Below are 12847 nucleotides of genomic sequence, written 5' to 3'. Positions count from 1 at the left end.
ATGACTTCTTCTACCGATACGTTCATTCGTGCTGAATTGATTAGTTTTGCCCGTGACCCTGGCGATGGCAATACACCTGAACCGGGCAGCTTAGAGCATTACGGCGACGGACTGCTCTGGTTGAAAGGCCAGCATATTCATGCCGTCGGCCATTTCACCGAACTCTCACCTTTGCTACCCAAAGGGGCTGACGTTCTTGATTATCGTGACAAGCTGATTATGCCGGGGTTTATCGATACCCATGTGCACTATGTGCAGCTGGATATCATGGCTTCTTATGGCCGCCAACTGCTTGACTGGCTAAACGACTACACCTTTCCTGAAGAGTGTCGCTTTGCTAATCATGTCCATGCTGAAGCGCTGTCTAATGCTTTTTTGGATGAAATGCTACGTGCGGGCACTACCACTGCCCAGGTATTCGGCTCTAGCCACCCCGGCTCCGTAGATGCATTTTTCACCGCCTGCCAAAAACGCCAGCTGCGCATGCTGGTGGGTAAGGTATTGATGGATCGTAATGCGCCAGAGGCGCTGATGGACGGTGCATCTGGCATTGCTGACAGCGAGCGACTGATTGAAGACTGGCACGGCAATGACCGCCTGGGCTATAGCGTCACACCGCGTTTTGCGCCGACTTCAACTAAGACGCAAATGGACGCTGCCGGCGCTCTCTTACGTAATGATCCTAGCCTTTGGTTACAGACCCACTTAGCTGAAAACAGTGGCGAGTTAGACTGGGTAGCCGAACTTTTTCCTGGTAGCCGCGACTACTTGGCTGTGTATGAGGAGGCAGGCTTAGTCGGGCCCCGCAGCACCTTCGCTCATGGTATTCACCTCGATAACGGCATGCGCAAACGCTTGGCGGATCGAGGAGCCAATATTGCCTTTTGCCCCAGCTCCAATCTTTTTCTGGGTAGCGGGTTATTCGACCGCGAAGCAGCCAAACAGACGGGCATGGCATATACGTTTGCCAGCGATATCGGCGCAGGCACTGATTTATCAGGATTTGGAACGCTTAAAGCGGCCTATCAAGTGGGTCAACTAGGCGGACAGCCCCTTACCGCATGGCAGGGCTTTTATGGCTTAACCATGGGTAATGCAAAAGCTCTCTCGTTGGATAGCCACATCGGTCAGTTGGCGCCTACCCTTGAGGCTGACTTTGTGGTGATTGACACCCAGGCAACATCGCTACTCTCTCGACGAATCAATCACTGCACCACGCTTGGTGAGCGGCTGTTTGCACTCATGATGCTGGCGGACGACCGCGCTATTTATGAAACCTGGGCAGGCGGGCAGTGCCAGCATCGAAGGGATGTATAAAAGTGAGGCGTGAGGCGTGAGGCGTGAGGCGTGAGGCGTGAGGCGTGAGGCGTGAGGCGTTGGAGTGCCCCTAGTTTAGTAGACACTTGATGTTAAGAGGCGGCTACGTAGGCGCTGGGGGTCAACCCACCCAGCGTCATATGACGCCTCACTTTCGAATAATAATGATCAATATAATAGCGAACTTCATCTACCATCTCGTCTCGATGGATCATACCTAGCGGCTGAATCCATTCTTTCTTCAGTAGAGCAAAGAAGCTTTCCGCACAGGCATTGTCCCAACAATTACCTCGACGAGACATGCTAATCGTTACTTGCCGATTGTTTAGCCAAGTCATCACCTCTTCGCTTCGGTACTGAGTCCCCTGGTCGGAGTGGAACAAGAGATTCTTTCCCGTCGGCCGTTGATGCTGCCATGCATGTTCTAACGCCTTCAAAACAAGCTGTGAGCTATTAACTGGCCCCATCGCCCGACCCACGATTTGGCGAGTACCTAAATCAAGCACCGCGGCGATATAAAGCCATCCCTCCCGACAGCGAACCTGAGTAATGTCTGATACCCAAACTCGATTGCCAGCCCCTACCGAAAACTGGCGATTCAACAGATTTGGCAGGACAGGCAAGGATGACTTGCTACGCCTATAGCCTGGCTTTGAGGCTGTTCGTGAGCGGTATCCTGCCTCTTGTAACAGACGTTGTACCTGATTTTTGCCACAGCAGAAACCAGCATCCTGAGCCTCTAGCCATAATTTCCGATACCCCGGCACATGCTCCATTTGGCGAGCACGATTAAGCAGAAATTCCTTGATAGCTAGGTGTCGCGCTTGACGCGGGCCAGGACGACACTGTCGCTCCCGCCAACGATAGTAACCTGCACGCGAGACGCCGAGTACTTCACAAACGACCGATACTGGCCATTGCTGACAACGGCGAGCATCAATAAAAGCAAACCTTATTTGCCGTGTTTGACGAAGTACTCGTCCGCCTTTTTTAGAATGTCATTCTCCAGCTCAGCGCGCTTCAGCTGCTTTTTCAAGCGCTTCACTTCGCGTTCTAGTTCTTGAACACTCTTCTCTGGTTGCGTATCCCTGATTAATTTATCCGACGAATTCTTGCCCATCATCCACTCCCTACGCCAGCGGCTTAACGTGTTCGGGTGAATGTTTAGCTTGGCAGCAAGTTGAGCCTGTGTCTGCGGCGAAGTGAGTGAGACCTGAATAACCTGACGTCTGAACTCGTCACTGTAGCGAGGGCTAGATTTAAATTTCATAACACCTTCTCTCTATAAAGGTGTCTACTTTTTCAGGGCCACTCCACGTGAGGCGGAACAGGATATTCGGGAGATAGCCATTCGCCAACGTTTTCTACTCACTCCTCACTATTTACCCCTCACGCAAAAAAAATCCCCCAAGGCATCAGCCCTGGGGGATTTTTCATAATAAGTGCCTGACGATGACCTACTCTCGCATGGGGAGACCCCACACTACCATCGGCGCTAAGCGGTTTCACTTCTGAGTTCGGCAAGGGATCAGGTGGTTCACGCGTGCTATGGTCGTCAGGCGTAACTGTTAATGTACATCATGCTGACTAGCGTTTTTGCTATCTTGTGATCGTCTCAATGCCTGTCGCCCTGGCGTTATGTCGCTTGGGCCACACGCTGCGTATCCGGTTTTCATTGACGTCATCATCGCGACCAGACCCCTTGGGTGTTATAGGGTCAAGCCTCACGGGCCATTAGTACACGTTAGCTCAACGCCTTGCAGCGCTTCCACACCGTGCCTATCAACCAGCTGGTCTCGCTGGGCCCTTCAGGAGGCTCTAGGCCTCAGGGATGTCTCATCTTGAAGGGGGCTTCCCGCTTAGATGCTTTCAGCGGTTATCCCGTCCGACCATAGCTACCCGGCAATGCCACTGGCGTGACAACCGGAACACCAGAGGGTCGTCCACTCCGGTCCTCTCGTACTAGGAGCAGCCCTTCTCAAACATCCAACGCCCACGGCAGATAGGGACCGAACTGTCTCACGACGTTCTAAACCCAGCTCGCGTACCACTTTAAATGGCGAACAGCCATACCCTTGGGACCGACTTCAGCCCCAGGATGTGATGAGCCGACATCGAGGTGCCAAACACCGCCGTCGATGTGAACTCTTGGGCGGTATCAGCCTGTTATCCCCGGAGTACCTTTTATCCGTTGAGCGATGGCCCTTCCATACAGAACCACCGGATCACTAGAACCTGCTTTCGCACCTGCTCGACGTGTCTGTCTCGCAGTCAAGCACCCTTATGCTCTTGCACTCAATGCACGATGTCCGACCGTGCTGAGGGTACCTTCGTGCTCCTCCGTTACTCTTTAGGAGGAGACCGCCCCAGTCAAACTACCCACCACACACTGTCCTCGATCCGGATAACGGACCTGAGTGAGAACGCCAATGATGCCAGGCTGGTATTTCAAGGTTGGCTCCCTCCGAACTGGCGTCCAGAGTTCAAAGCCTCCCAGCTATCCTACACAGGCAACATCAGCGTCCAGTGTGAAGCTATAGTAAAGGTTCACGGGGTCTTTCCGTCTAGCCGCGGGTACACCGCATCTTCACGGCGATTTCAATTTCACTGAGTCTCGGGTGGAGACAGCGTGGCCATCATTACGCCATTCGTGCAGGTCGGAACTTACCCGACAAGGAATTTCGCTACCTTAGGACCGTTATAGTTACGGCCGCCGTTTACCGGGGCTTCAATCAAGAGCTTCGCCTTGCGGCTAACACCATCATTTAACCTTCCGGCACCGGGCAGGCGTCACACCCTATACGTCCGCTTGCGCGTTAGCAGAGTGCTGTGTTTTTAATAAACAGTTGCAGCCACCTGGTATCTTCGACCGGTTCGGGCTAGGAGAGCAAGTCTCTTCACCCTATGCCGGCGTGCCTTCTCCCGAAGTTACGGCACCATTTTGCCTAGTTCCTTCACCCGAGTTCTCTCAAGCGCCTTGGGATTCTCACCCTGACCACCTGTGTCGGTTTGGGGTACGGTCGCACATGATCTGAAGCTTAGAGGCTTTTCCTGGAAGCGTGGCATCAGTGACTTCCTGACCGTGGTCAGTTCGTCTCGTGTCTCGGCTTTAAGACCCCGGATTTACCTAAGGTCTCGGCCTACTCACTTTCACCAGGACTACCAACGCCTGGCTCACCTAGCCTTCTTCGTCCCCCCATCGCAACCATGTCCGGTACGGGAATATTGACCCGTTTCCCATCGACTACGCCTTTCGGCCTCGCCTTAGGGGCCGACTCACTCTGCTCCGATTAGCGTCGAACAGAAACCCTTGGTCTTCCGGCGAGGGTGTTTTTCACACCCTTTATCGTTACTCATGTCAGCATTCGCACTCGTGATACCTCCAGCGAACTTCTCAATTCACCTTCATCGGCTTACACGACGCTCCTCTACCGCGAATTCCTATCGAAATAGAAACTCACCCGTAGCTTCGGTACCTGGTTTAGCCCCGTTACATCTTCCGCGCAGGCCGACTCGACTAGTGAGCTATTACGCTTTCTTTAAAGGATGGCTGCTTCTAAGCCAACCTCCTAGCTGTCTGAGCCTTCCCACATCGTTTCCCACTTAACCAGGATTTCGGGACCTTAGCTGACGGTCTGGGTTGTTTCCCTTTTCACGACGGACGTTAGCACCCGCCGTGTGTCTCCCACGCGTTACTCACCGGTATTCGGAGTTTGCCTCGGGTTGGTAAGTCGGGATGACCCCCTAGCCGAAACAGTGCTCTACCCCCGGCGGTACTACGTGAGGCGCTACCTAAATAGCTTTCGAGGAGAACCAGCTATCTCCGAGCTTGATTAGCCTTTCACTCCGATCCACAAGTCATCCAAATCTTTTTCAACAGATCCTGGTTCGGGCCTCCAATTGATGTTACTCAATCTTCACCCTGCTCATGGATAGATCGCTCGGTTTCGGGTCTATATCCAGCGACTGTGTCGCCCAGTTAAGACTCGGTTTCCCTACGGCTCCCCTATACGGTTAACCTCGCCACTGAATATAAGTCGCTGACCCATTATACAAAAGGTACGCAGTCACAGAACAAGTCTGCTCCTACTGCTTGTACGCACACGGTTTCAGGATCTATTTCACTCCCCTCTCCGGGGTTCTTTTCGCCTTTCCCTCACGGTACTGGTTCACTATCGGTCAGCCAGGAGTATTTAGCCTTGGAGGATGGTCCCCCCGTCTTCAGTCAAGGTTTCTCGTGCCCCGACCTACTCGATTTCACATGATCAGATTTTCGACTACGGGGCTATCACCCGCTACGGCCACGCTTCCCAGCGTGTTCGCCTAATCAGTCACATGCTTAAGGGCTGGTCCCCGTTCGCTCGCCGCTACTAGGGGAATCTCGGTTGATTTCTTTTCCTCAGGGTACTTAGATGTTTCAGTTCCCCTGGTTCGCCTCGTACACCTATGTATTCAGTGCACGATACTCATCTTGTGATGAGTGGGTTTCCCCATTCAGAAATGCCCGGGTCACAGGTTGTTGCCACCTCACCGAGCCTTATCGCAGGCTACCACGTCTTTCATCGCCTCTGGCTGCCTAGGCATCCACCGTGTGCGCTTCATTGCTTGACCCTATAACCCGAAGGAGTCTGGATGTCGCAATGATCACGTTTCATTTTGCCGGATACGCTGACGCGTATCACAATTTAAGACCACTTCTTGCGAAGTGTTCTTGTCAGCATGATATACATTGTTAAAGAGCAGCTGCTCAATGAACAGTGATAAGGCGGCGTGCGATAACTAAAACAACGGCTACAACACAGCGACTTATCAATGGTCACGAAACATTCACAAACGGTATTGAAGGTTAAACAGGGTAGTAACGTAATGGTGGAGCCAAGCGGGATCGAACCGCTGACCTCCTGCGTGCAAGGCAGGCGCTCTCCCAGCTGAGCTATGGCCCCATCTAGTCACTCTTAGTCACACTCACCTCTGGCCAATTTTATTTAGCGCAAGGCATTTTATGACGACGCATAGCCTGCTATGCGAGTTATAAAATAACGCAGCGATAGATAAAATTTGGTGGGTCTGGGCAGACTTGAACTGCCGACCTCACCCTTATCAGGGGTGCGCTCTAACCAACTGAGCTACAGACCCAAGAGGGGATCGTGCTTTTACCGTTTGCTCTATATCTGATCAGGTAATTCATTGTGGACGCTTACCGACTGTGACGCATCGTTTAAGGAGGTGATCCAGCCGCAGGTTCCCCTACGGCTACCTTGTTACGACTTCACCCCAGTCATGAACCACACCGTGGTGATCGCCCTCTTGCGTTAGGCTAACCACTTCTGGTGCAGTCCACTCCCATGGTGTGACGGGCGGTGTGTACAAGGCCCGGGAACGTATTCACCGTGACATTCTGATTCACGATTACTAGCGATTCCGACTTCACGGAGTCGAGTTGCAGACTCCGATCCGGACTGAGACCGGCTTTAAGGGATTCGCTGACTCTCGCGAGCTCGCAGCCCTTTGTACCGGCCATTGTAGCACGTGTGTAGCCCTACCCGTAAGGGCCATGATGACTTGACGTCGTCCCCACCTTCCTCCGGTTTGTCACCGGCAGTCTCCTTAGAGTTCCCGCCATTACTCGCTGGCAAATAAGGACAAGGGTTGCGCTCGTTACGGGACTTAACCCAACATTTCACAACACGAGCTGACGACAGCCATGCAGCACCTGTCTTACAGTTCCCGAAGGCACACCAGAATCTCTTCCGGCTTCTGTAGATGTCAAGGGTAGGTAAGGTTCTTCGCGTTGCATCGAATTAAACCACATGCTCCACCGCTTGTGCGGGCCCCCGTCAATTCATTTGAGTTTTAACCTTGCGGCCGTACTCCCCAGGCGGTCGACTTATCGCGTTAACTTCGCCACAAAGTGCTCTAGGCACCCAACGGCTGGTCGACATCGTTTACGGCGTGGACTACCAGGGTATCTAATCCTGTTTGCTACCCACGCTTTCGCACCTCAGTGTCAGTGTCAGTCCAGAAGGCCGCCTTCGCCACTGGTATTCCTCCCGATCTCTACGCATTTCACCGCTACACCGGGAATTCTACCTTCCTCTCCTGCACTCTAGCCTGACAGTTCCGGATGCCGTTCCCAGGTTGAGCCCGGGGCTTTCACAACCGGCTTATCAAGCCACCTACGCGCGCTTTACGCCCAGTAATTCCGATTAACGCTTGCACCCTCCGTATTACCGCGGCTGCTGGCACGGAGTTAGCCGGTGCTTCTTCTGCGAGTGATGTCTTTCCTACCGGGTATTAACCGATAGGCGTTCTTCCTCGCTGAAAGTGCTTTACAACCCGAGGGCCTTCTTCACACACGCGGCATGGCTGGATCAGGGTTGCCCCCATTGTCCAATATTCCCCACTGCTGCCTCCCGTAGGAGTTCGGGCCGTGTCTCAGTCCCGATGTGGCTGATCATCCTCTCAGACCAGCTACGGATCGTTGCCTTGGTAAGCCATTACCTTACCAACTAGCTAATCCGACATAGGCTCATCCAATAGCGGGAGCCAAAGCCCCCTTTCTCCCGTAGGACGTATGCGGTATTAGCCTGGGTTTCCCCAGGTTATCCCCCACTATCGGGCAGATTCCTATGCATTACTCACCCGTCCGCCGCTCGTCAGCGGGTAGCAAGCTACCCCTGTTACCGCTCGACTTGCATGTGTTAGGCCTGCCGCCAGCGTTCAATCTGAGCCATGATCAAACTCTTCAGTTTAAGATCTATGCGGTTCTTACCTGCCACCCGAAAGCGACAGAAGCGAACCAAACTTGGCTCAAGGTTCAAACGAATTCATTCAAAACAGATCCCAAAGGACGAATCCTTTAAAACCCTATTGCTTGAGTCGCTTGCCTTGATATTGGGTGATTTGTCACCAACATCAGCAAGCGCCCACATGAATTACCTGATCAAATTGTTAAAGAGCTAGTCGATGAGGCCGTGCCCCGTTGACGTGTGCGTATACTACCCGATTCACCGCCAGGGTCAACAGCGATTTGAATATTTATGAGTAAAAACCTAGCACTGCATCTGATTAAAACAGCGCCTAGTCTGTGTGACTAGGCGCTGTAATGCTATACCCCAGCTAAACGAGCGAGAAGTTCTTCGCGTCGGCCTGGGCTAGTAAAGGCTTCCTCAATGGCGTTGCGGGTTATCTGACGAAAAACCGCCTCATCCCAGTCAAACGCATCGGCGCAAGCAATGTGATTGGTCAACATACCGCCACCAAAATAGGCGGGGTCATCCGAACTAATGGTTACTTTGAGCCCTTCAGCCAAAAGCTTGGGCAGCGGATGATCACGCAAATCCTCTACTACCTTTAAGCTGACGTTTGAAAGTGGGCAAACCGTTAGAACAATCTGTTCACTGCGCAAACGCTCAACTAGCACATCACTTTCTAAACAGCGCACCCCGTGATCAATGCGCTGAACATCAAGGATATCCAGGGCTTCTTTAATATAGTCTGCGGGGCCTTCCTCCCCGGCATGGGCCACGCGCACAAGCCCAAGCTGCTTAGCGCGCTTAAACACCTCAACAAATTTTACCGGTGGGTTGTTTTGTTCAGCGCTATCCAGACCGATGGCATCTAGCATTTTCCAATAGGGAGCGGCTTGCTCAAGTACATGCAACGCCTCCTCTGCGGGACGGTCGCGGAGAAAAGCCATAATCATGCCGATAGAGAGGTCGAGGTTATCCTCTGCCTCCTGCTTAGCTTTTAATAGCCCAGCCATTACCACTTCAAGCGGCACACCACGCTGTAGGTGCGCCTGGGGGTCAAAGTGCATGTCGATATGCACAACACCCTCCTCCCGCGCGCGCTTGAAATAATCCATCGCCAGGTCGTAAAAATCTTCCTCGTTACGCAGCACGCTCATGCCCTGAAAATAGAGATTCAGGAACCCCTGCAGATCATTGAAGTGGTAAGCATCTTTGGCTTCTTGAACTGTCGTATAGGGCAGCTCAATCCCATTACGCTGTGCTAGTGCAAACATTAGCTCTGGTTCCAGCGAGCCTTCGATATGCAAATGGAGCTCTACTTTAGGAAGATTGCGTAAAAATTCGTGCATGGAGGGCTCCTGGCTATCTCTTATCAATTAATCAATATCGCTCATTACCGATTCTTTAAGTGCGAACTGGCTAAGTCTACCGGCATCTAAATGCCAGTGGTACTCGACCCCAGGCAATGGGTTCAGTGAACCAACTTGATGGACAAAGAATATAACCGTTCGATTAAGCAGCCATTGATCCAGGGAAGCCGCAAGGTGGTTTGCCGTCACCGCATCAACGCCTGCAAATGGCTCGTCAAGAATCACCACTTGAGGACTGCAAAGCATTAGCCGTGCTAATGCCAAACGCCGACCTTGACCACCCGATAGCTGCTGGCCTTTTTCGCCCACCGACGTGGCTAAGCCTTTCGGCAGTTGCTCAACCCAACCATCCAAGGCAACGGCCTTCAATACCTCCCAGAGGTTTTCATCGCTTGCGGTGGGGTTGGCAATACGCAGGTTCTCAGCAATAGAGGCATCAAACAGATCCACCTGCTGAGTGAGCATAGCAAAGTGATTAGCACGGCTTTCGACCGAGAGCTGCCACACTGGCACGCCACCCACCATCGCCTCACCCTGAGTTGCTTGTAAGCGTCCCATCAACACACTGGCTAAAGACGATTTTCCGGCACCAGAATTGCCGGTAATCACCGCTCGCTTTCCAGCGGGTAGTTGAAAATTAATACACCTTAGCGCGGGCTCTAATGTTTGCGCATAGCGCAGAGAGAGCTGATTAACCTGAACGCTGAGATCAACATCTTCAGGTAGCGTAACAACAGGGGCAGCCGACGATGAATCGCTGGTTAGCGCATTTAACCGACGCACCGCTGCATAGCTAGCGCCCAGCTTGATAAAGCTAGCAGGTAGTGCGATAAACGCCTCATTCACCCCCAGCACTATCAATGCAACCATCACCAAAACAGGGCCCGTGACCAGCTGCTGGCTAAATACCAGGCTAGCGAACCACACAACTGCCACTACCATTAATCCGCTTATGACACTCACCAGGCAGTTTATTAGCGCCGCCTTACGCCCCAAGCGGCGCTGATTGCCGAACGCTTGCTGCTCTTGAGTCGCAATCATCGTCCGGTGCCACTGGGTCGTTTGATAGCTCATCAACTCGGCCGAGGCCTGTACTTGGTCGACCACTAGGCGGCGCAGCGACTGCTGGTCAACCACCTGCTGATAGCTTTGCGAAAATCCCCAGGCAGCCGCTAACAAGGTCGCTACTAGCCAGAGCAAGCCCAGCGTCACCGCCATCAGCACGGCAATACCGGGCAACCAAATAGCCACAAAAAGCGACACAGTCACTACACCAAGCAGCGCCACCAATGGTGGCACCAAGAGTCGCAGATAAAAATTATCCAGGGTGTCGATATCAGCCGTTAAACGGCTCAGCCAGTCGCTGGCACGCTCACCGTGCAAGCGAGCATCGTCAAAGCGCGTTAAATGGCCAAATACCCGATAACGCAAGTCGGCAAGCAGCGTTAACACCGTATTATGGTTATAGAGACGCTCGACATAGCGCGCAAGGGTGCGCGCCAAAGCGAAGAAGCGAATGCCGCCACCGGGGATATAAACATCAAGTCGCGCGGGAATACCCAGAGCCAGGGCGATACCGGTCAGAGCACTGGCGGTAATAAACCAACCCGACAACCCCAGCAGCGCAAGCCCGGCTATCAGGGTGACCCAAACCAACAAGGCGCCCACCAAAAAGCGCCTGCGGCGGCGCACTAAGAGCAGCAGCCAAGGGCGGAAGTCACGGTAAATAGTCATCATGAGGCCACCTCTACCAGTTCACCCTGTTCAAAAGCTAGATGGCGTTGAGCGGCGGCAATCACGGCCGGATGGTGGGTCGCTATGACCAGGGTGCGCCCCTCTTGGGCAAGCTCAAGCAAAGCAGCCATCACGAACTGCTCTGTCTCTTGATCTAAACTCGCCGTCGGCTCATCTAAGAGCACCAACGGTGCATTGCTAAGATACACTCGCGCGAGGGCAAGGCGTTGAGCTTGGCCACCCGATAACCCTACCCCACGCTCGCCGATTAACGTATCCAGACCCTCGGGTAGCTGAGTTAACAGCAGCCCAAAACCAGCACGATGCAGTGCGGCGAGCATTTCTTCACGGGAAGCTTCGGGGGCCGCCAAACGTAGATTATCGATCAAACTGCCGTGCAAGAGACAGGGCTGCTGATCCAGCCAGGCATAGCGGCTACTTTCTTGTCGAAGGTACTTGCCAGCGCTTGGGGCGATAAAGCCCGCGAGCAGCGCTAACAGCGTTGACTTGCCGCTACCGGAGACACCGCTAAGCACCACTACCTCACCCTGCTGAATGGTGAGATCGATAGGGCCTATCACTTGCCCACGGCTAGGATAAGCAACGCAAGCAGCCTTTAACTCAATGGCCGACCTATCTGACCGCGGAGCCATATAGTGATGCCCACTCACCAAACTTGGCTGATTGAGGATATTCACCACGCTCTCGGCGGCACCGAGTGCCGCCGCGCGATCATGGTAATGCTGAGAAAGCGTGCGCAGCGGTTGGAAAAATTCAGGCGCGAGCAGTAACACCGCTAAGCCCGAAAAAAGCGTCAACGATGTTGCCGGCCCGTACTCGATATAGCCCAGCAGGCCGAAACCGACATACATAGCCACAACCGCAATCGCGACCGAGGAAAAAAACTCCAGCACCGCTGATGAGAGAAAAGCTAACCGAAGGGTACGCATGCTAAGACGCCGATAACCATCCGTGGCATACCAAACATCCTGCTGTGCGGCTGACGTACGGCCAAAAAGCTGCAGTGTGGTCATACCGCGCACACGGTCAATAAAATGCGCTGACAATCGCGATACCGCAACGAACTGGTCGCGATTAAGGCGCTCAGCTCCCATGCCAACCAATGCCATAAAAAGTGGAATAAGCGGTGCAGAAAGCAGCAGGAACAGCGCCACCAGATAATCCAGCCAACCCGCCACCGCCAGAATCAATAGCGGCAAACAGAACGTAATGCGCAGTTGAGGGTAAAAACGCGCAAAATAACCTTCCAGCGCATCTATATGCTCAACCGCCTGATTTGCCAGCGAGCCGCTATGCTGATTGGTAAGCCACACCGGGCCCAAGGCAGACAGTTTATCCAACAGCTGAGCTCTGGCACGCTGTCGAATTCGCAGGCTCGCCTCCAGGCTTAATGTTTCATGCCCCCACTGAAAGGCAGCGCGTAACAGCACACTGCCCACCAGAAGGGAAAATATCGGTAATAGAGAAATGGGTGATCGATGATGCACCACTAGCTGATCAATAAGCCACGCAAGCCCAACCACCACGACTATCGTTTGACTACCTGCCAACACGCCACAAAGCGCTGAACCAAGCAGGCGTTTACGCTCTCCCTTAGCCAACGCTTGCAGCCAACTGCGCGGCGTAAGAGAAAGCGTGTCTTCAGTTACCATG

At 53.3% G+C, this 12847-nt stretch carries 5 protein-coding genes, 2 tRNA genes and 3 rRNA genes; 1 reads left to right on the top strand and 9 read right to left on the bottom strand.

The window, feature by feature from the left end; all coding sequences use genetic code 11:
• Positions 1–1317: a guanine deaminase gene (gene guaD, locus AC4EYZ_RS23760; RefSeq protein ID WP_027959593.1), complete on the top strand. Its 1317-nt coding sequence runs from the start codon at positions 1–3 to the stop codon at positions 1315–1317.
• Positions 1318–1409: 92 nt separating this feature from the next.
• Here guaD and AC4EYZ_RS23755 read toward each other — a convergent pair.
• The 9 genes from AC4EYZ_RS23755 to cydD all read right to left on the bottom strand — a co-directional run bounded on the left by AC4EYZ_RS23755 (position 1410) and on the right by cydD (position 12846).
• Positions 1410–2587, bottom strand: a protein-coding gene (locus AC4EYZ_RS23755; protein ID WP_490203995.1) for an IS3 family transposase whose coding sequence is annotated in 2 segments (ribosomal slippage) — positions 1410–2296 and positions 2296–2587 — 1179 coding nt in all. Because the reading frame shifts where the segments join, the coding sequence is not laid out codon by codon here.
• 174 nt (positions 2588–2761) lie between these two features.
• A 5S ribosomal RNA gene (rrf, locus tag AC4EYZ_RS23750) occupies positions 2762–2877 on the bottom strand.
• A 153-nt stretch (positions 2878–3030) separates the two neighbouring features.
• Positions 3031–5928: ribosomal RNA gene (locus tag AC4EYZ_RS23745) — 23S ribosomal RNA — on the bottom strand.
• A gap of 256 nt (positions 5929–6184) precedes the next feature.
• Positions 6185–6260 (bottom strand) — tRNA-Ala (locus AC4EYZ_RS23740).
• 116 nt (positions 6261–6376) lie between these two features.
• Positions 6377–6453, bottom strand: a tRNA-Ile gene (locus AC4EYZ_RS23735).
• Positions 6454–6536: 83 nt separating this feature from the next.
• Positions 6537–8069: ribosomal RNA gene (locus tag AC4EYZ_RS23730) — 16S ribosomal RNA — on the bottom strand.
• Together the 16S, 23S and 5S rRNA genes with 2 tRNA genes alongside form the textbook arrangement of a ribosomal RNA operon.
• Before the next feature lie 356 nt (positions 8070–8425).
• The gene (locus AC4EYZ_RS23725) at positions 8426–9418 is read right to left on the bottom strand and encodes an adenosine deaminase (protein WP_027957439.1); all 993 of its coding nucleotides are present in this window, start codon (positions 9416–9418) and stop codon (positions 8426–8428) included.
• Positions 9419–9445: 27 nt separating this feature from the next.
• Complete coding sequence (gene cydC / locus AC4EYZ_RS23720) at positions 9446–11176, bottom strand: thiol reductant ABC exporter subunit CydC (RefSeq protein ID WP_474191855.1); 1731 nt, start codon at positions 11174–11176, stop codon at positions 9446–9448.
• Entirely contained in the window at positions 11173–12846 is a 1674-nt protein-coding gene (gene cydD / locus AC4EYZ_RS23715) for a thiol reductant ABC exporter subunit CydD (protein ID WP_141441032.1), read from the bottom strand. Before cydD ends, cydC begins: the two co-directional genes overlap by 4 nt.
• Position 12847 lies beyond the last annotated feature (1 nt).

The organism is Vreelandella sp. 162(4c), from assembly GCF_058152265.1.
Note: the sequence above shows the minus strand (reverse complement) of the source record. Positions and strands in the feature narration are given on the sequence as shown.